The sequence below is a fragment of the Mycoplasma sp. 'Moose RK' genome (genome assembly GCF_015708155.1).
Taxonomy (GTDB): Bacteria; Bacillota_I; Bacilli_A; order Mycoplasmatales; family Metamycoplasmataceae; genus Mesomycoplasma.
Window position 1 is genome coordinate 218977 of sequence record NZ_JADDYD010000001.1, and the last position, 21225, is coordinate 240201.

Consider the following 21225-nt stretch of genomic DNA (forward strand, 5'->3'; position numbering starts at 1 on the left):
TTCCATTTTGCTTTTGAAAGTTGAAAAGTATGGTTAAATATGTTTGTGGCAAGAATTCATTGATTGATGCAATTAAAAATGGCTTTGTTTTTAAAGTAATTTATTTGCTAAAATCGCCTAGTAATCCAGTATTTTTAGATCAAAAAATTAAAATTGTCAGTCGAGATTTCCTTGACAAATTGACTTCCGTGAATCATCAGGGCTTTGTAGGTGTTCTTGAAAATTTTAAGTTTCATGAAATTGAAAGTTTAAAAGTTGATAAACCAGAAATTATCTTAATTCTTGACCATATTCAGGATCAAAATAATCTTGGGAACATCATTAGAACAGCGAATTGCCTTGGAATTAAACATATAATTTTGCCTAAAAAGCGCGCAGCAAAGCTAAATCAAACAACACTAAAAGTTGCCTCTGGCGGTTTTGTTGGAATTAAATTTATTTTGGTCAACTCAATTTTGGCCGCGATTAATAGCTTAAAAAAATTTGGTTACTGAATTTATGCCACAAATCTTGATAGTAAAAGTAAAAAAATTCAGGAAATTAATTTTAATTTTCCCTGCGCAATTGTGTTCGGCAGCGAAGCAACTGGAATAAAAAAAAGTACAAAATTAGCTAGTGATGAAACTTTTTTTATTCCGATGAAGGGCAAAATTAATTCTTTTAACGTTACAGTTTCCGTTGGAATTGTTTTATTTTTTCTAACCTATTTAAAAAAATAATTTAAAAATGGAGCAATTTATTTTCTATGTGGCAAGATCGCAAACAAAAAATTCTTAAAAATAAGCGTTATTTTAAGGTTTTAAACAAATATTCTCATATTTTAGTTGCCTGCGCGAAACAAGTTATGAGAACTTACAATATGGTTCCAATTACTTACCTTGATCTTTTTAATGCATCGATTGAAAGGTTTGTGTATCTATATGAACAGTTTAACCCTGATTTGGGGATTCCAATTGAAAACTATCTAGTTCATACAATCCGGGTTTTCATGTTAGGATATGCAACATCTTTTACTTCAAAAAACAATCAAATTTCTAATTTTTCGGTCCCTTTAGAGGAGTTGCCGGAAAATCTTGAGTTTTCTGTTGATACAATTCGTGAGGAATTCGAACTTCAGGACATCTATAAGCGTCTAACAAGTCCACTTGATGAAGTTGAATTGGAAATTTTTGAAATGTTCTTTTTGGAGGACAAGCCGCCAGGCGAAATAGCAAAAAAAATTGGCATCACTACGCAAAAAGTCAATGATTTTGTGCGAAGCACTAATGCAAAATTACGTAGTTTTTTTTAAATTTAGGTTATAATTTAATTAACAAATTTTGCCTTTATAGTTTATAATAGATATGAAAAGAAAGATCAGTTTAAGTTGTTTTTTTTGCAAAGCCAGAAATTACAAAACCAACAAGTCAATTCAGGAGCGTCTAGAAATTAATAAATTTTGTAAAAAATGCAGAAAATCAACGTTACACAAGGAGGAAAAATAATGGTTAAAAAAGGTCCAAAACAAAAAAAAATAAAAAAATCAAGAGAAAAAAAACATTTTATTAGACTTTTTTTAAAAGAAATGAAGCGTGTTAAATGACCTACTAGTTCTGTTGTTTTCCGAAATTTTTCTCAATCAATTATTTTTTCAATTTTCTTTATGATTGTTTTCTTTTTAATAACTGTTTTAGCCGCAGTCGCCTGAAATAGGGCGGGTGTCGGACTTTAAAAAAGGTGAATTTGCTATGATAGTTTATAAATGGTACATGATTTCGACTATTTCTTCAAAAGAAGATATTGCAATTAGTTTGTTAAAAAATCGTATTAGACACGAAAATTTGGAAGAATATTTTCAAGAAATTATTAAATTTGACGTCCCTTATTATGATGAAAATAAGGTGCAATTAGGAATAAAAAAGCTAAAATACCGAAATCTTTACAAAGGTTATATTTTTATAAGAATGAACATGATTGATAAAGCTTGGTTTGTTGTTCGAAACACACAATATGTGACTGGTCTTGTTGGATCGCATGGTCATGGGACTAAGCCAACGCCAATTTCTGATCGTAAATTTGCAAAAATGAAAGAAAATTGAAGTCAAAAAATTTATGATTTTCAAAAAAATAACGATGTTGCTATTAATTGGGAACTTGGTGATTGAGTAAAAATTACTCAGGGGCCTTTTTCTGGTGAAATTGGGAAAATAATCGAAATGAATGACACCAAAACATTAGTAACTGTTGAGCTTGAAAATGTTTTCGGCAAACGTGCACCAGCAACTTTTGAGTACAAAAATCTTAAAAAAGTTTATGTTACAACTTAAATCAAGGTGTTAAAATCTTATATAAAAAAAACCAACAAAATTTGTTGGTTTTTTTTATATAAGATTTTAAATATTTTCCTTCGAAATCCAAAAAATAGCAGAAAAAAATTATTTTCGGATATTAAGAGATTCAATAGTTTCTTTGTAAACGTCAAATTTTTTTGATTTTAAGTAGTTTAAAAGTTTTTTACGTTTATTAACCTTAGCAATGAATCCGCGCATTGAGTGTTTATCTTTTTTATTTTTGGCAAAATGAACTTTTAATCTTTCAATATCTTCAGTTAAAATTGCAATTTGAACACTAGAATCACCAGTATTCTTTGCTGCTTTACCAAATTTTAAAATTAATTCTTGTTTTTTCGATTTTGAAACCACTTTCACTCTCCTAATAATAACAAAATAAGCGTTAGATTTAATCTAAAAAAGATTTAAGACTAACCTTTTTTCATTAAATTTTACAATAAAATTTTAAAAACAAAAGAAATTAACTATTAATTAAAATTTTCACAAACTCTTTTGGATCTAACGAAGCACCACCAACAAGTACACCATCAATGCTTTTTTTGCTTAAAAACTTAGCAACATTTTCTGAATTAACTGATCCCCCATAAACAACTTTGAGGTTTTCACCAAAATTACTTTTTATTAATGAACAAACATTATCTGCAATTTCAGGAGTCGCAGTTTTTCCAGTCCCAATCGCTCAAATTGGTTCATAGGCAATTATTACCTTTTCAAAATTTAGAATGTGTTTTATTGCATTTATTTGCGAAATTATTACACTTTCAGTTTTGTGTGATTCAAATTCAAGAAAACTTTCACCTACACAAAAAATAGGAATTAAGCCATTTGTTTGCGCCTGGTCAACCTTGTAAATCAAGTCTTCATTGGTTTCTTTTAAAAACATTCTTCTTTCAGAATGTCCAATTATAACAAAATTTACAGATAAATCTTTTAACATTTTCGCACTAACTTCGCCAGTGTAAGAACCTGATTGAAATTGGCTGACATCCTGTGCTGCAAGTTGTAATCTTTCAACTTTTGATTCCAAAATCGCAGTTAGCGAACTAAAACTTGGTGCAATCGCAAAATCAAGGTCATTACTGATTTTATCAGCACTTTTGCTAAAAAATGAATCAAAATCGCGAATAAATTCTTTCGCCTCAGTAAGAGTTTTGTTCATTTTTCAGTTTCCAATAATAATTTTTTTCATTTAGATAAATTATAATAAGATTCCTTTAAAAAAGAAAGAAAAATTAAAAATTTTTGCAAATAGCAAAGAAGAAATTTTTTTGGCAATCAAGTATTGTGAGTGCCAAAATATGTTATAATTTGCTGTGTGAAGCAAAAAATAAGAAAATAAGAAGGAAAAAAATGAAATTACAACTTGAAAATTTACAAAAATATGCCCGTAACCTAACGGAATTAGCTAGAGAAAATAAAATTGAACCTGTGATTGGTCGAGATTTGGAAATTCGCAGAATTATCAAAATTTTGTCAAGAAAAACAAAAAATAATCCGGTTTTGGTTGGTGAACCAGGGGTCGGGAAAACAGCAATTGTTGAAGGAATGGCAGCAAAAATCGTCGCAAATCAAGTTCCAGATAACTTGAAAAATAAGCAAATTTTTGAACTTGATTTGACCTCAATTCTTGCAGGGGCATCCTTTAAAGGTGAATTTGAAAAAAGAATTAAAGCACTTTTGCAGGAAATTGAACAAAACCCAGATGAATTAATCATTTTTATTGATGAAATCCATCTTTTAATTGGCACAGGTTCCTCTGGTGTAGACTCAATGGATTTTGCGAATATCTTAAAACCAATTATGGCCCGCGGTGGAATCAAATTAATTGGCGCGACAACAAATGCTGAATATCAACTTTACATTGAGAAAGACGGTGCGCTCGAGCGCCGAATGCAAAAAGTGGAAATTAGCGAACCAACTGTTCTTGATACAATTAACATTTTACGAGGGATTAAGGAGAGATTTGAAAATTTCCACCAAGTGAAAATCCGTGATTCAGCCCTTGTATTTGCAGCGAAAGCTGCAAATAGATACATTTCTGATCGCTTCTTGCCTGATAAGGCAATCGACCTTGTTGATGAAGCCGCTGCTTCTTTGAAAGTTGAGATTAATTATCAACCTGAAAAGCTTGAAAAGGCAAAAAGAGAGTTAATTTACTTGAAAATGGAGCAAGTTAATGCACAAAATAAGGATGATACCGAACTTGCCAAAAAAATTACTAAATTAGAAAATCAGGTTCAAAAACTGCAAGAAGAATGAGATTCTTCAAGAAAATCAGCTTCAGAAATTGCGGAATTATCACAACAATTAGAAAAATTAAAATTAGAACAAAATCGCTTAATGGATTTAGGTGATTATCAGCAAGCTTCGCAAATTAAGTATGAAAAAATTCCGGAAATTTCACAAAAATTGGAAGATTATAAGAAAAAACAGAAACAATTTTCGAATATTTTGGATGAAAATCATGTTGCCAAAATTGTTGCAAACTGAACAAAAGTTCCGCTTGAAAAACTTTTGGAATCAGAAATTGAAAAATATCTAAATTTAGAAGCAAATTTGGCAAGACAAATTAAGGGACAAAATGAAGCAATAAAATCTATTGCAAGTGCAATTTTGCGTTTTAAAGCAAAAATCAATGATGAAAGTAGGCCGATTGCTTCATTTTTATTCATGGGACCAACAGGTGTTGGGAAAACTGAACTTGCTCGCGCCTTGGCGCTGAATTTGTTTGACAACAAAAATCAAATAATTCGCCTTGACATGTCAGAATACATGGAAAAACACGCGGTTTCAAAGTTAATTGGCGCGCCGCCGGGCTACATTGGTTTTGAGCAAGGTGGAATTTTAACAAACAAAGTGCGTCAAAATCCTTACTCAATTGTGCTTTTTGATGAAATTGAAAAAGCGCATCCCGAAGTTATTAATATTCTTTTGCAAATTTTTGACCACGGCGAACTTGCTGATAGCAAGTCAAGAAAGGTTAATTTTCGAAATACCATTATTATTTTGACCTCAAATATTGGTGCTTCACAAATTCTTGAGGGTAAAAAAATGTATAATTCTACCATAAAAAACACACTTTTAAACTATTTAAAACCGGAACTTATTAACCGAATTGATGAAATAATTGTCTTTAATCGTTTAAATCAGGACGTGATTAATGAAATTATTGAACTTGAATTGGCCGATTTTACTAGACGCTTGAGAGAAAATAATTTTGAAATTAAATTTGAAAATTCAACAATTAATTGAATTTTCAAACACGGTTATGATGAAAATTTCGGAGCAAGGCCAATTAAAAGATTCATTAAAAACAAGATTGAAACTTTTGTTGCACATAGGATCGTTGCAAAGGAAATTGAACCTGAAAAAAAATATCTACTTGAAGTTGAAAAAGGCAATCTTAGTTTAAAAGAAATTTAGTTAATTTTGCATGCTTTTAAAGAAAATTAATCAAATTTTCCTAAATTTTTCCACTTTTTGGTAATAAATCCAATAAAATTTAATAATTTCTAAACTGAATATTTTTTTACTTTTGTCTTTTAAGTGAAATTACATCAAAATTTAGTAAATTTTTTGTTATATTAATAAAAATAAAACTCAAAATCTCAAGAAAAATTTGATTTTCATATTTATTAATATAATGGTAACATTTCAAAAATACTAGGAAGTAGCAACGGAAATTAATTTAATTTTTTCATTTTAATCTTAGCAAAACAGCCAAAAGGCGGATTTTCATCAAAAAAAATGAAAATTAGTGGCAAAATTTAGTAAAATTTAATGTTAACTTCCAGAAACATTGAAAGGAAAACATGCAACCTAAAATTAAGAAGCCTTCAATTGGTTTTATAGTGTTTTTGCTAATACTTTTAGCTATTGTTGGTTATATACTTTACCAATATTTACAACCTAGACTAGAAGTTAGAAGCCTTTCTTATTTTGAAACTAGATTAATTCAAAATGCTCGCGAAACAACTGATTCAAACTTTTTTTGATTAGTTTCTTTTGATATTAATGATTACCGAATTCGAGTTGTTGATTCTCAAGGCGGGAACTTGATAGCTTATTCAGTTATTGCAAATCCACCTGTAATTTCTAAATTTCAGTCAGGAGTCGCACTGATTAGCCCAGCAATAAAAAACCAACTTGGAAACACAAATATCAATACTTTTTCTGAACTAGTTACTCGAAGTACTCAGGCAACACCAACTAGTTTTCAAGATCTTGGTGTTCAGCAAAAATTACTGAAATCCTTACTTGATTTAGCAGGTTCAAATCAGGTTTTTAATTTACAAGTACCAGGTATTTATTCAGCTGATAAACCCTCTCCCAATTTTTTTCAAACTTTTATTTTTCCATACTTGCCATTCTTATTAATTAGTATAGCTTTTTTTTGAATTGCAGGAAGATTAAGTCGTAACTCTTCAGGCGGCGCCGGTTTTTTTAATCCTGGAAAAAACCAGGCAATTCGGATCAAATCAGACAAAAAATATACAGATGTTGCCGGTAATGTTGAAGCAAAAGAAGAAATTGCCGAATTCATTGATTATTTAAAGAATCCAACTAAATATGCTGTTGCAGGTGCAAAAATTCCTCGTGGAATTTTACTAGGAGGTCCTCCTGGAACAGGGAAGACATTACTTGCAAAAGCGACAGCAGGTGAAGCAAATGTGCCCTTTTTCTTTATTTCAGCATCTAATTTTGTTGAACTTTACGTCGGAGTCGGTGCAAAGCGTGTTCGTGAATTATTCAAGGATGCCCGCGCAGATTCGCCAGCAATTATTTTTATTGATGAACTTGATGCAATTGGACGTTCTCGTGGATCTGGAATTGGTGGCGGTAATGACGAACGCGAACAAACTCTTAATCAACTTTTAGTTGAAATGGATGGAATGGTCGAAAATTCAGGACTTTTAGTGATTGCAGCAACAAATAGAACAGATGTTCTTGACCCTGCTTTGCTTCGCCCAGGTCGATTTGACCGTTCAATCATTGTTGGCTTACCTGATGTCAAAGAGCGTGAAGAAATTTTACAACTTCATGCAAAAGGGAAACGAATTTCCAAAAAAATAACTTTGGCAAATATTGCCAAAAGGACCCCTGGTTTTTCTGGAGCACAACTTGAAAATGTAATTAACGAAGCGACTTTACTCTCAGTTCGTGAACAAACACAAGTAATTACAAATGAACAAATTGACGAAGCAATCGACCGTGTTATTGGCGGGCCAGCCAAAAAAAATCGTGTGATTACTGAAAACGAAAGAATTATGGTTGCTTATCATGAAGCTGGGCATGCTGTTGTTGGTTTAAAATTAAAATCTGGAGTAAAGGTGCAAAAAATTACCATTGTACCACGCGGTAACACTGGCGGTTACAATTTAATGCTTCCGGAAGAAGAAAAATATAATAGTACTAAATCAGAATTATTAGCTTCAATTGCCTCATTTATGGGTGGACGTGCTGCTGAAGAAATCAAGTATGGTAAAAGTGAAATTTCTTCGGGTGCTGCAAATGACATTGAAAAAGCTACAAAAATTGCCCGAAGAATGGTTACTGAATTTGGAATGTCATCGCTTGGGCCAATTCAGTATGAACAGGATCAATCATCACCGTTTTTGGGACGTGATTATGTTAAAAATACCACTTTTTCTTCGCAGGTTGGTCATGAAATTGACATTGAAATCCGGCAAATTATTTCTGATTCTTACAAAAGAGCTTTTGAAACGATCAATGAAAACATGGTTTTACTTGAACTTATTAAAGATACTTTGTTAGAAAAAGAAACAATTGTTTATGAGGAAATTCAACAACTTGCTGAAACACTCAAGCCACTTCCTGATTCTGAAAAAGTTGCTACACAAGGTGTAAAACCTTCAGAAATTCTTGAAGAATTGCTTCAAGTTGAGCCTGATTCCGAAGAATTCAAAAACGATAAACCTGATGATGAAAACCAAGAGTAAAATCAACTTTATAAAAAAGTAAGAGTAAGTTTAAAATTAAAATGGAAAAATTTAACGATCAACAAATCCTTCGTCGCCAAAAATTGCAAAATTTAATCAAAAATGGGTTTAATTATCCAAAATCAGCATTTAAACACAGTAATTTAGCAGAAATTCTACAAGAATATGCACAAAAACCAGATGATTTTTTCACAGAAAATAAAATTCCTGTTTCCTTAGGTGGCCGATTAATTACGCAAAGAGGACCATTTTCTCTGATTTTTAGCCAAGGATTACAATTTCAAATTTATTTTTCTAAAGATTTTCAAAAAAAAAATGAAAATTTCTTTGCAAATTTAGACCTTGGTGATATAATTGAAGTCTCTGGATTTTTGTTTAAGACAAAATCAGGCCAACTTAGCCTTAAAGCTGATGCTTTTTCCATCCTTGCCAAGTCACTTTTCCCACTTCCGGATCAGTATTATGGACTTGAAAACACAGAGGACAAATACCGTAAACGCTACCTTGATTTACTTGTGAATCCGAAATCACGGCAAACTTTTGTCAATCGTAGCAAAATTATTAGTCTAATTCGCAATTTCTTTGATAGTCAAGGATTTTTAGAAGTTGACACTCCTGTTCTGCAACCCATTTTAGGTGGCGCTGCTGCAAAACCGTTTAAAACTTTTTATAATTCGCTAAATGAAAATTTTTATTTACGAATTGCCACTGAATTGCCACTAAAAAAACTTTTAGTTGCAGGTTTTGATGCTGTTTATGAAATTGGTAAAATTTTCCGAAACGAAGGTTTTGACACCACTCATAACCCAGAGTTTACCTCAATTGAGTTCTATCAAGCTTTTGCTGATTTAGAAAAAATGATGGAACAGACTGAAAATTTATTTCATTTTTTGCTAAAAAATCTTGGTTTAACAGCAAAAAAGATCAATTTTGGCAAACATGAAATTGATTTTAGCAACAAATTTAAGCGCCTCGATATGGTTAAATCAACTTCTGATGCAATGAAGGTTGATCTTAAAAAGGCTGATTTTGCTGAATTAGTTAAAATTGCAAAAACTCACCAAATTAAAGTTGAACCTTATTTTACAAAAGGTCATTTAATTAACAAATTTTTTGAAAAGTTTATCGAACCAACACTAGTTAATCCAACTTTTGTCACTGGACACCCGATTGAAATTTCACCACTTGCCAAATCTGATCCTGAAAATCCTGGTTTTACATTGCGTGCTGAATTATTTGTTGCAACAAAAGAATTTGCCAACATGTTCACAGAATTAAATGATCCTTTTGATCAATTAAGCCGTTTTAAAATGCAAATTGAAGAAAAAAACCATGGAAATCAGGAAGCTTCAGAAATTGATTTAGATTTCGTACATGCACTTGAACATGGCATGCCTCCTGCTGGAGGGTGTGGAATCGGAATTGACCGCCTTGTGATGTTACTCACAAATAATGAATCTATTCGGGAAGTAATTTTATTTCCACAATTGAAAACCAGAAAGGAATAAAATGAAACTATTTTTTGCCTTTGACCTTGATGGAACCTTGTTACGCTATGATAATACTATTCACCCAGAAAATGTTCAAGTACTAAAAAAACTTAAGGAATTAGGTCATATTTTAGCAATTGCAACTGGTCGCGGTTTGGCTGCTTGTCTTGATGTTTGAAAAAAATATCCATATTTTGACTATTTGGTTTCTAATAATGGTACTTTAATTCATGATGTAAAAACTAAACAAACAACAAATAATGGTTCACTTTCCAAGGAAGTTGTTGCGAATTTACTTGAAGATTGCAAGCAAACTGAATCAATTTGTGCGATTTCAACACCTGATGAACTTTATGAATTTTCAACAAAATCTGATCATGATTGATTGCAAAATCAGCAAATTATGGATTTAATGTTTTATCAAAAAGTTAATGAAAAGCAACTAAAAAATATTATTGAAAAAGAAACAATCACTCAACTTGCTTTTCGCAATGATCAGAAAATAATTGCTGAATTGTCAAAAAAATGATCAAAAATTCTTCAAAATTCCTATAAAGTTACAATAACAAACCAAATTTTTCTGGATATTAACCCTCTTGAAGTCGACAAAGCTTTTGCAATTGAAAGCTTGCTTGCAAAAAATAATTTAAGTCAATCAAAATTAGTTGCTTTTGGTGACAGCTCCAACGATTTTTTGATGATAAAACTTGCTCGTTATGGTTTTGCAATGGAACATGCAACTCCGGATTTACTTACAGTTGCAGCTTGTAAAATTGGTGAATGCGATTCAGGAACAATTGCAAAAACAATTGAAATTTTACTTGATGATCAAGAAAAATTATTTTCCTAAACAAAAGCGTGAAAAAATTGAATCAAGCAAATTCTCATCATCATTTCTTCCAAAAATTGTTTCTAATTCTTTTCAAGCAATTCGCAAATCAACAATTGCGATTTCTGGGCCAAAACCTATTTCCAAACTAGTTTTGGCTTCCAAAAGCGCTGATTTTGCTAACTCAAGTTGGGTAATTTGCAAAGAATTTGCAACAAATTCTTCATTTTGGTTAATAAAATTAAAATTAGATTTTATTGCCGAAATCAGCCTATTAATTTCACCTTTTTTTGCACTAATTAAAATTTTATCCTCAAAAGTTGAATCATTTTCTAGTAAATCACTTTTGTTAAAAACTTGCAAATAAATTTGCTCAGGCGCAATTTTAAGTGCTAAATCAAGATCTTTTTTTAAAAACTTAGTTGCATCAATCACATGAATAACAAGATCAGCTTTTTCCATATTTTCAAAGGATTTTTCAATACCAATCCTTTCAATTTCAGAATTGGTTTCCCTAATTCCAGCAGTGTCAAAAACACGAAAAAGCAAATTATCAATTTGAAAATTACCTTCAACAATATCACGAGTTGTGCCAGCAATATTGCTAATAATAGCCTTATTTTCGTTAATTAATGCATTTAGAAGTGAAGATTTTCCGCTATTTGGAGCACCAATAAGCGTTGTTTTGATTCCTTGATAAATCAAGCGTGAATTGTTGCCAAGTTTAATTAATTTAGCAAAATCAAGTAATAATTCTTGGATTTTTGGCAAAAGTAATTGATTAGTTAAAACTTCAACATCATCGTATTCTGGATAATCAATATTAACCTCAATTGTGCCAATAATTAGTTCTAATTTTTCAATCACTTTTTTGATTGCGTTAACTGTATTTCCTGAAAATTGCAAAAGTGCTGCTTGGTGCTGTTTTTTTGTCTGTGCATGAATTAAATCATTGATTGCTTGCGCTTTTACAAGGTCCATTTTTCCGTTTAGAAATGACCGAAGTGAAAACTCACCTGGATTTGCAAGACGTGCTAATTTTGTTTTTAAAATGGTTTCAAGAATCAAATTTGTATTCAAAACTCCACCATGAGCATTAATTTCAACAGTATCTTCGCCAACAAAATTTTTTGTCCCTAAAAATCACATTACTAAAACTTGATCAATTTTCTTGCCGTTTTCATGAATTCAACCAAAAGTTATTTCCATTGATTTACCAGTCTTACCTGTAAAAATTTTTTCCATAATTTTTACAGCATTAGTTCCTGAAATCCTAATAATTGAAATTGCCTGATTAACTTGACCAGAAGCAATTGCGCAAATAGTGTCAAAAATCAATATTCAAATTCCTTTTCAGTTTAATTTTTGCACGAGAAAAAAATTGAAATTTATATATTAAATTCCAATTTTTTTCTCGTATTCAGTCAATTTTCCTTCAAAAAAAGTTGCAGAATCTTGTTTGATATCCAAAATTGCATTCGCAGTTTCTTTGATTAGTGCAATGTTAAAAGTTGTAAAAATAACCCCGGATTCATAAGCTTTAAGACCTTCAATAAAGGAATCAATTGATTCTGAGTCAAGGTGATTAAGTGGTTGGTCAAAAATCAAGAAATTTGACTCAGTTAGCATCATTTTTGAAAACATAAGACGAACTTTTTCGCCTCCAGAAGTAACATTGATTTTTTTAAAAACTTGGTCGCCACTAAAAAACATTCGCCCTAAAAAAGCGCGCATTCTCTGAGTTGAATTATCTTTGTTTTCAACTTGTGAATTCAAATTTGGTCATTCTGAAATTCAGCTAATTAAGTCAAGATCGCCACTAAAAAATTCATCAACATTAGCGGGAAAATAGTCAATTTTGATTGTTGAACCCCATGTTATCTCACCCGAAGTTGGTTTTTCTTTGCCTGCAATAATGTCAAGTAACTTTGTTTTTACTAAATCGTCTTCAGCGAAAACAACCATTTTTTGACCAGGTTGAAGTTTGAAATTAACATTTTTAAACAAAAATTCGCCAGTATTTGGATTTTTATAACTTAAATTTTCCACACTCAAAATTTGCTTTCCTGGTCTTGGAAAAACACTAAAACGAATGTAAGGATATTTGCGAGATGAAGGTTTAATTTCATCCAACTGAATTTTTTCAAGCGACTTTTTCCGCGAAGTTGCTTGCGCTGATTTGGAAGCATTTGCAGAAAATTTTGCAATAAAAGCTTCTAACTTGGCAATTTGCTCTTCTTTTTTGGCATTAGCATTTTTTTGGAGTTCTCTAATTAGTTCAGATGATTGTTTCCAAAAACTGTAATTTCCGCTGAAAATTTTAACCTCACCATAATCAATATCGACTGTATGTGTGCAAACTTGGTCTAAAAATTCACTGTCGTGACTGACAATCAAAACAATGTTTTTGTAATTAATTAAAAATTCTTCAAGTCACTTAATTGCCTTGAAATCAAGGTGGTTGGTTGGTTCATCCATGATTAAAATATCTGGATTTCCAAACAAAGCTTTTGCCAAAAGAACTTTAACTTTATGACCTGATTTTAATTCAGACATCTTTGAATTTCAAAATTCCTTGGGAATTTCAAGTGCTGAAAGCAAAATTTGTGCATCATTTTCAGCACTTCAACCACCTAAAAGTCCAAATTTTTCTTCTAAATCACCAGCACGATTGTAATCAGCTTCAGTTGCGTCTGGATTTGCATAAATTTGGTCTTTTTCCTGTTGAATCTGAAAAAGTTGCTGATTCCCCATGATCACAACATCGGTGACATTATAATCATCAAATTCATAGTGGTTTTGTGAAAGCACAGAAATTCGTTGATTTTTTGAAATTTGCACAGTGCCAGAACTTGGTTGAATTAACCCAGCAAGAATTTTTAAAAACGTCGATTTTCCGGCACCATTTGCACCAATTATTCCGTAGGTATTGCCTTCAACAAATTTCAAATTAACATTTTGAAACAACGTTTTATCAGCAAAAATTTTTGATAAATCTTTTACTTCTAACATAATTTTGCACCTCGTTCGTTAAAATTATATTATAATTTTTTATTTATAATAATGAGGTTTAATTATCCCTTAATTTTAAGAGAAATTTCTATTTATTGTAAAATTAAGGAAAAAATTGCTTATTTTTTAGGATGGATGGGAGAGAAAAATGCCAAAAAAGAAAATTTTTCGCACCCTAACAACTTTGGCATTTTTCATGCCAGGCACATTTCTTGCTTCCTGCTTTGCGAAAAAAGATTTTATTTTTCCCATTGAAAATCTGATTATTCCTGATTTTTTTGATAATTCACCCAATTTCAAAAAACAAAAATTGCGAAGTTTTGACCTTTATGCCTCAGAAGTGAATGCCATAAAATTAAAGTGATTTTTGAATACTGATAGTTTGTTGGGCCTTTCGAAAGCGCAGAAAAACCAAATTTTTGCCTCAAATTTTGGTAAATTTTTTGTTTTTGATAACAATGAGGGAATTTCCGTTGTTGAAGAAAAATTTGATATAAACCAAAAAATTACACCAAAATTTTTAAAAATTATGACCCAAAAAGCCAAAAATAAATTTTCTGTAATTCCAGAAAATGAAGATTCTAATTTGCAAAAAACTGTAAATTCAGGGAAAAATAACGCTTCTGAAATTGCAATTTTCAAGGAACTCTCACAACTTTTTTCGCCAAATTGACGTTTTATTGACATGAAGCTTGTTAAACCAAACATTGTTTTTGATGATCAAAAGAATTATTTGTTAATAACGGCTTACAAAATTTTTTATTCAAATCCGATTATTAAATATGATCAAGAAAATGAAAAAAAAACTGATTTAACCTCTAAAATTAGCGAAAAATGGTCAATTTCAGCACCAAATCAGCTACCAACTCCAAGTTTTCGCCTTTATTGACTCGAACGCAATGCCAAAAAAAGATTCACAATGAAGTTGAATTCCAAGGAAAATGTAAATTCTGAGTATGATTTGCAGTTGATAAACAATGCTGATCAACCAGAGTCCGTTGAGGATTTTGCCTATAATTTTGGGGATGAAAAACCAACAAAACCTGAATTACCTTTAGAAAAGGAACGAAAAGAGCCGCTAATTAGGATTGTTTCGCAAAGTTTTTTAATTCCTTTTGAGGGTCAAGTTGCTGATTTTGAAGGTGAAAATTTTAAATTTAAATACCTTTTTAATTAAAAAACCCTGAAAATAGGGTTGTTTTTAGCCTTTAATTTAATCTCGAAAACACTTTTTTGATCCGAAAATTATGGTATAATTCTCTTAATTGAGTTTGCAAATTTTTACTCAATAAAATCTAAATGCCAGTTTGTTAAAAAGGATGGAGCAAGTTAAATATGCAAAAAAGAAAAAAGAAACTTTTAAATAGCAAAAAATCTATTTTTGCTTTGAGCGCAACTTTACTAACCTCAGGGTTAGTAATTGCTGTTCCACCAGTTGTTGTAAGCCTTCTTCCGAGGTCAAACCCATTGTTGGAAGTTCAAAATCAGGCAAAATTGATTTCAACTGTTGGTCTAAAAAGTGAATTTCTTGATGACAAAACGGATTATTTCGAGTTTAAAAAACAGCTTTTTAATCCTGACGGAAGTAGAAAAACTGATGTTAATTTAACTGATTTTTTCAGTTTTTACCAAAATTCTAATAGCAGTCTTCCAATTGATTTTAGTTCTGACATAATTTGATCACGTTTCAAAATAGAAATTGTTGATATTGATCCAATTGATAAGGAACAATCCTTTGAAATTTTTTACCGTCTTACACAGGATCTTGGTGATCAAAAAATTGCAAACTCTGATCTTTACAAACAAAAAATTGCTTTTAGTAATCCTATTAAAATTTTTTCATTGGGAAATTTTGCAGACCTTGCTAAGGGAAAACTCACTAAATTAAGACCTTTTTCAGTTCAAGAATTTGGTTTTCAAACAAACAAAAGAAAATTGACTAATCTAATAAAATTTGATGATTTTTATAATGAGGTAAATTCAGCAAAAAATTCTGTTGAAGCTCAAGAAATTATTGGAAAATACTTTAATTTGGATGAAATTTTAGAGAAAATTTTTGGCTTTAAACAAAATTATTTTCGTGATGAAACAGGAAGTTTTCATCCACGTTTTCAAATTGAAATTGCCAAGGATCCATTATTAAATTTAGAATACTTGTCAAAAACACCTAAGGAAAATCAATATAATTTGACATTTAAAGTTGGTTTTTCACCTTCTTATATTCAACAAAACCCAACTGAATCTCAAAAGGATTCCAAATTTCCTTTTGTTGTCACGCTTGATTTATCCAATAGATTTTTAGATAAATCAATTTCTGATAGCATAAAATTGACCGAATTTAGCCAGGATGACTACTTTTTCCCAGCTTCTCAACTAGAAGGCACCGAAAATGGTGTCACTAGTTGAGATTTTTTTAATTATTTTAATAACCAAATTTTTGCAACTCAGGCTGATAAACAAAAATTTTTAGATGATCTTTTAGCAAAAATTCTCAAAACACCTTTTTTATCTAAACTTAAATTTGATTCCGTGCTTGATGGTTTAGATTTTAGTTCAATTTCTAAATTTTTGAAGATTGATATTAAAACTGATTCTGAATCAACCAAACTTGTTTTTGATAATGGGAAAGTTGTTGCCAAGGTTGTTGGAAAAATTATCATTAAAAACAATAAAGGTGAATTAATTGCTGAAAAAGATTTTGTGCAAGATGTTCAAAATCCTCAAACTGCAGCGCAAAACGATTTGCAATTAACCAAAAGAATTGAAGAAACAAGATTTAGTTTTGAGCCGACTTTTGAGCAAAAAGTAAGTGATGGATCTGGTTTACCAAGAGCGGAAATTATGAATTTAGTTAAGAGCAACAACTTCGACAAATTGAAATTTGTTCTTGAAAACGGACGCTACTATGGCTACGATTTCAAAGAAGAAAAATTAAAACAACTAGTTGATGACTATGAATTTCCAGATCTTGAAAAATTTAATAAAAATTCAAATTTTCGCTTTATAAATAATGGTGGAACTGACCAAAAAACTAAACTTGTTGGTATTACAAATGGTTTTTTCAAAAACCAACTTGATGTTAGTCGTTTTTTTACAGCGCTTGCTAAAAAAGGTGTTAATTTTGTTGCGAAATTTTGATTTAATTGACTTAAACATTTAAAATTGATTGATGGAAATGTTAATTTACCTGAAAACTTAAGTTCAAATAATATTTTTTCTGAATTAGCAAAAATTAAACTTGTTACCAAGGATTCATCTTCTACAGCTTCAAGTAGTAGTAGTAGTTCTCAAGAGGATGGAATTTGACTTTTCTCTTTCAACAGTGGTCATCTAGCATCATCTGAAAAAGATTTAATAGATAGTTTTTATGTTAGCAAAAAATTTAAAAATATTTTAGATTTAATGAAAAACAACGAAAATAATTTAGATGCTAATTACTTTTTGGACCAAATTTTATCAACAACTAAAACAGTTTCTGAAAGCGAGTATATTTCAGAGGCAACAAGTAGCGGTAACATGATGAAAGATTTAGCTGATCTTTTAGTTGGTTTTTACTTTTTTGTTTTCAAAAAAAATGGTCAATTTTTAACCAAATCAATCGGTAAAAATTACGATTATAAAATTCAATTTGCTGTCGATGAAACAGCAAATCCAGTCTTAGTGAGCGTTGCTTCAACTCCTGCAGCAAATCAGGATCAAAAATTAAAACTAAAATATTGGTACAAAGTTGGTCCTGTTGATGAAAAAGGTAACCTGATTTCTACAATTTTTGAAACTAAACAACATGAATTAGAAATAAAAATAAACGAAAAAGTTAGATTGCTTACTGATGATGTTCAAAAATTAGAGGAAATTGCCCGTGAATTTCCAACTGTTAGTCAACACACTTTTTTAACACAAGAAGATTATAATAAACTTTTTGATGAAACAAAAAAAGCCCTCAACGGTAGAGTAAACAAACTTGTTGATATTTCAGATTTAATTAAAAAATTCCCATTTTATCACTATTTTACCACTAATTATCCAGGTTTTGGGCTCTATGTGTTTCAAAGACATTGAGGTGGTGCAAAAGAAGAAAACAAAGAAATCAACGGAATTTTTGAAAGCTCAAATCCAGTGGGTGTTGGTCCAAAACAGTACGATTTTTGACTTTATGTTTACAACAAAGAATACAATAAAAACCGTCCATGAAGACGTTCACCAGTTCCAATAAAAGTTATTATAATCATACACAAAGAATCGCTACTTTTGTCATAATTTTGAAAGGATTTTAGAAAATTATGAAAAAACTCACTTTAAAACAAATACTTTTTACAACTTTAGGAGTGAGTGCGATTGCCAGTGTTGCTGTTACAATTCCGCTTGTTAGTTCACTAACTTCAAGAAATTTTGATCAAAAATTGAAGGAATTTGTTGAAAATAAAAGCTCTGCCAAGAATTTGCCAAATTTTGACATTGAAAATAAACAAGAAATTGAAGAATTAGCTAAGAAATTACAGCTAAAATCAAAATTTTCTGAGCGCTTGGATGCTTATGATGCGCTTAATTTACATTATGACAAAAGTTACAATTTTGATATAAATGATGCAATTGATTTTTCTGATTTGCAGAAAAAATTTCCGAATTTAACTTTCAAAATTTTAGCACCTGAGTCAAAAAATGCTGTAAAAATTAGTCAAAATACCATCAAAGATTTGTTGCTCAGTGTAACAAATTTAGAAAAAACCGTCAATTTTACAACCAAAATCAGTCTTGATTTTTCCAAAAAATCGAAAAACTTTCAGTTTATCCCCGAAAATCTTAATGCTACAATTAATCTTTCAAAATTAGATTTTTTGAAAAACAAAACCGCAACAGAAATTGCAATTTTGTTTTATAAGGATTTTTACAAAAATTACAAGGAATCAAAAGATGAAAAAGTGGCAATTTTTAAAACTTTTTCCAAATTTGGTGGAGTTTCTTTGAGTTTAAGTTCAGATTCTTTGGTAATTTTACCCTCAAATTATGAACTAAAACCGGATTTACAATTGGAAAAACTGGTTTTTTCTAACGTTAACGACTTGCAAAAGTCAATTTCGCTAAGTATGATTTTGTTTGACAAATTAACAAACAAATCAACCAATTTTTCCTTAAAATTTGTTGATTTTCCGCCATCAAATGAAAATTTTGGCGATAAATTTTTACAAGCTTTTAGCCAAAATTATGAACTAAAACCGGAAATTACAAAATATTTATCTGAAAAAAATTCAAAAGTAAAGGATATTTTTCAAAAAAAACCTTCTGATTTAGTTGCAAATTTTGATTTTATTTCCTTATTTAAGGAAAAAGATCATAAGACAAAATCAACATTTTTAAGTGAAATTAAAGATTTTTTTCCTGGTTTTGAAGTCAAAAATGTTGATTTTAAATTAGGATCTTTTCATGAAAATCAAGCAGAAAACGATAATTTAGTGCCAATAAATTTGCAAGTTAGCGGAAATTTTTTAGAAAGCAACCTACCAGCTGGTCTAAATTTTGGTAACAAGAACGAGTATACTTATAATTTTAAATTTAATTTTGATGCTTCCAGCAAAATTAATTCTTCATATTTTGAAAATGCAATTAAAAATTTTGACTTAACCGTAAAAGATTTTAAAAATTTGAATTTCAAAATTAAAAAGGATTTGCCAATCACAATTTTTGCTTCAACAATTGACAATTCAATCAAGGATTTTTTGAACAAACCACTTGAATTAAAAAATATTACAAAGATTGTTTCTCCTCTTTTTCAAATTCTTAATTTTTCAGTAAATTCTAAGGAAATTGATGTTCCCGGAGCAAAATCAACCTTGCCAGCCCAATCAGTTGCCATAAAAACTCCTGTTTCAACGACCTTATTTGAAGAAAAGGTAGTTAATGGTCAAGAAGCACCAGTTAAAAAATCTGAACCAGCACTAGAAAAAAGTACTAAAAAAATGGGTGATTATTTAAAATCAATTTTTGATGGGCTTGAAAAATTGAGCTTTCCACCCAACACTTTTGTTTATTTATCAACAAGTTTCAAGGATGAATATACTCTGGAGATCAAGATAGAATCTGACAAGAAAGTGCTAGAAACGCTAAAGATTAAGATTAATGATGTTGCACGTAATAATGTTGCTTACAAAACGCTTAAGGAATCAACAAAAACAGATCTTTTCCTTGACTGACAAACAAATGTTGAAACAAAAATTGAGAAAACTGATGAAAAAAATTCAAAAACCTTGGTGACTTCAATTTCGTCAATTGACAATTCAAATTTAAAATTTGTGCCTGGATCAAGAGATTCCTCAAAGTGAAGCCTGCCCGAAACAAAACCTTTTCTTAACGAAAATGCCGGTGGAATTTACTTAACTGATTCAGGACTTGAGTTAGTAAAGTTACCAGAAAAAACAAGTGAAAAATCTCCAAAATTACCTTTACAGCCAAATTTTCAATTAACAAAAGGAAAAACTTTTGTTTATATTTTTAAACCTTCAAAGCAAGTTGGTCCAATTTATGCAAAATATTATTTGCTGCGATCATCCTTGAATGATAACAAAAGCGATTTTTCCTTAGTAATCAGGCCTTATTTTACAGTTAGCGAAAATTCAAAAATTAATTTAATTGGTCTTGATACTGAAAAACCACCAAAATCACCGTCTTTTTTTCCAACTTTATCAGCTATTCCAAATCAAAAATCAGGTGGATCAGGCACACTTTACGACACAGCAGGTTCATTGAAAACCACTTACAACGGTGAAGCGAAAATTAAATTCAGCATCAATAGATCACGCCAAATTGTCGCTGATCAATCAAGTTCAATCACCCCTCATAGCAATATTGATATATTTAAGGATTATTTGTCGCAACCTAATTCAACAATTATGTTAGTGGCAACAGTTGAAGTTGATAAGCAAGATAAACAAAAATTGAAACTTTCCTTTTACTCATCTGAGTACAAAAGTGGCAAAGTCGCAATTTGAGATTGGTTCCAGGACTTTAAACAAGGTCAAATTGATCTTTCCAAAGGTTTATTGCTAGGCGGTACAAAGTCTCCAAATGATAGTTGACCAGCGAATAAAGGAGTTAATCGCGACCTCGCGCCTCATGGTGCAGCAACTTTTAAAGCGCTTGCTTTGTTTGACAAGCCTGATAAAAAAGAAGAATACGACAAAATTATTGAAAAATTTCATCAGCAATATTTTGGAAAAACTGATAATTAGTGATTTCAAAAAAGAGAAAAAACCATTTTGTGCTCCAATATATAATTATAAAAAAGTTTCTAATAAAAATATATAAGAACTGTATAATGAATATATAAAAAAATTAAATTAAGTAAAAAAAGTATAAAGAAATACCATGACTTCCGTTTTATTGGATGCTTGTTGTTAATTATCAGTTTGCCATTTTTGTTTTCTTAAACTTAAAATCATATTATTAGCGTTTTTTCTTGGTTTAAAATTTAATTTTAAACGGACGTGCAAAAAAAAAAAAAAAATGTAAATTGTGTTATAATTAACGTTCAAGCAAATTTCCGCAACTAATTTAGGGGGTAAAAATATGAGAAAATTTAATTTACAACCTAATTTAATTGACATTTTTGG

At 30.5% G+C, this 21225-nt stretch carries 16 protein-coding genes; 12 read left to right on the forward strand and 4 right to left on the reverse strand.

Translation table 4 applies throughout. The features are described 5' to 3' along the window. Positions 1-29: 29 nt before the first annotated feature. The 5 genes from rlmB to nusG are packed head-to-tail and all read left to right on the forward strand — an operon-like array spanning position 30 to position 2306. A complete protein-coding gene (gene rlmB / locus IM807_RS00865) occupies positions 30-719 on the forward strand; it encodes a 23S rRNA (guanosine(2251)-2'-O)-methyltransferase RlmB (RefSeq protein WP_196362697.1) in 690 nt (229 codons plus the stop codon). 26 nt (positions 720-745) lie between these two features. After that, positions 746-1291 (forward strand): sigma-70 family RNA polymerase sigma factor, encoded by a 546-nt coding sequence (locus IM807_RS00870; protein ID WP_196362698.1) that lies wholly within the window; start codon positions 746-748, stop codon positions 1289-1291. Positions 1292-1343: 52 nt separating this feature from the next. After that, complete coding sequence (rpmG, locus tag IM807_RS00875; RefSeq protein WP_196362699.1) at positions 1344-1484, forward strand: 50S ribosomal protein L33; 141 nt, start codon at positions 1344-1346, stop codon at positions 1482-1484. After that, positions 1484-1711: a preprotein translocase subunit SecE gene (secE, locus tag IM807_RS00880; RefSeq protein ID WP_196362700.1), complete on the forward strand. Its 228-nt coding sequence runs from the start codon at positions 1484-1486 to the stop codon at positions 1709-1711. Before rpmG ends, secE begins: the two co-directional genes overlap by 1 nt. Positions 1712-1727: 16 nt before the next feature. Next, positions 1728-2306, forward strand: a complete 579-nt coding sequence (nusG, locus tag IM807_RS04165) for a transcription termination/antitermination protein NusG (RefSeq protein WP_196362701.1) — start codon at positions 1728-1730, stop codon at positions 2304-2306. 108 nt (positions 2307-2414) lie between these two features. Here nusG and rpsO read toward each other — a convergent pair whose 3' ends face one another. After that, complete coding sequence (gene rpsO / locus IM807_RS00890; protein WP_196362702.1) at positions 2415-2681, reverse strand: 30S ribosomal protein S15; 267 nt, start codon at positions 2679-2681, stop codon at positions 2415-2417. Between the two features lie 109 nt (positions 2682-2790). Next, positions 2791-3489 carry a triose-phosphate isomerase gene (gene tpiA / locus IM807_RS00895; protein ID WP_230861147.1) on the reverse strand — a complete coding sequence of 233 codons (699 nt, stop codon included), beginning with the start codon at positions 3487-3489 and terminating at the stop codon, positions 2791-2793. Positions 3490-3680: 191 nt separating this feature from the next. On the opposite strand from tpiA, the gene IM807_RS00900 reads away from it, so the two are divergent. The 4 genes from IM807_RS00900 (at position 3681) to IM807_RS00915 (ending at position 10630) form a co-directional block, all read left to right on the forward strand. After that, positions 3681-5753, forward strand: coding sequence for an ATP-dependent Clp protease ATP-binding subunit (locus IM807_RS00900; RefSeq protein WP_196362704.1), 2073 nt, complete (start codon positions 3681-3683; stop codon positions 5751-5753). Between the two features lie 389 nt (positions 5754-6142). Continuing rightward, positions 6143-8290, forward strand: a complete 2148-nt coding sequence (ftsH, locus tag IM807_RS00905; RefSeq protein ID WP_196362705.1) for an ATP-dependent zinc metalloprotease FtsH — start codon at positions 6143-6145, stop codon at positions 8288-8290. A 41-nt stretch (positions 8291-8331) separates the two neighbouring features. Further along, positions 8332-9798, forward strand: a complete 1467-nt coding sequence (gene lysS, locus IM807_RS00910) for a lysine--tRNA ligase (RefSeq protein WP_196362706.1) — start codon at positions 8332-8334, stop codon at positions 9796-9798. Between the two features lies 1 nt (position 9799). Then, positions 9800-10630 (forward strand): Cof-type HAD-IIB family hydrolase, encoded by an 831-nt coding sequence (locus IM807_RS00915; protein ID WP_196362707.1) that lies wholly within the window; start codon positions 9800-9802, stop codon positions 10628-10630. On the opposite strand, the gene mnmE is transcribed toward IM807_RS00915, so the two are convergent. Together mnmE and IM807_RS00925 are read right to left on the reverse strand one after the other, a co-directional pair. Further along, the gene (gene mnmE, locus IM807_RS00920) at positions 10619-11947 is read right to left on the reverse strand and encodes a tRNA uridine-5-carboxymethylaminomethyl(34) synthesis GTPase MnmE (protein ID WP_196362708.1); all 1329 of its coding nucleotides are present in this window, start codon (positions 11945-11947) and stop codon (positions 10619-10621) included. The genes IM807_RS00915 and mnmE overlap by 12 nt on opposite strands. 57 nt (positions 11948-12004) lie before the next feature. Continuing rightward, positions 12005-13621, reverse strand: coding sequence for an ABC-F family ATP-binding cassette domain-containing protein (locus IM807_RS00925; RefSeq protein WP_196362709.1), 1617 nt, complete (start codon positions 13619-13621; stop codon positions 12005-12007). Positions 13622-13769: 148 nt separating this feature from the next. On the opposite strand from IM807_RS00925, the gene IM807_RS00930 reads away from it, so the two are divergent. From IM807_RS00930 to IM807_RS04170, 3 genes are all read left to right on the forward strand, one after another. Continuing rightward, complete coding sequence (locus tag IM807_RS00930; RefSeq protein ID WP_196362710.1) at positions 13770-14798, forward strand: hypothetical protein; 1029 nt, start codon at positions 13770-13772, stop codon at positions 14796-14798. Between the two features lie 158 nt (positions 14799-14956). Next, on the forward strand, positions 14957-17878 hold the full coding sequence (locus tag IM807_RS00935; RefSeq protein ID WP_196362711.1) for a P97 family adhesin: 2922 nt from the start codon (positions 14957-14959) through the stop codon (positions 17876-17878). A 23-nt stretch (positions 17879-17901) separates the two neighbouring features. Beyond that, entirely contained in the window at positions 17902-20844 is a 2943-nt protein-coding gene (locus IM807_RS04170; protein WP_196362712.1) for a P110/LppT family adhesin N-terminal domain, read from the forward strand. Positions 20845-21225 lie beyond the last annotated feature (381 nt).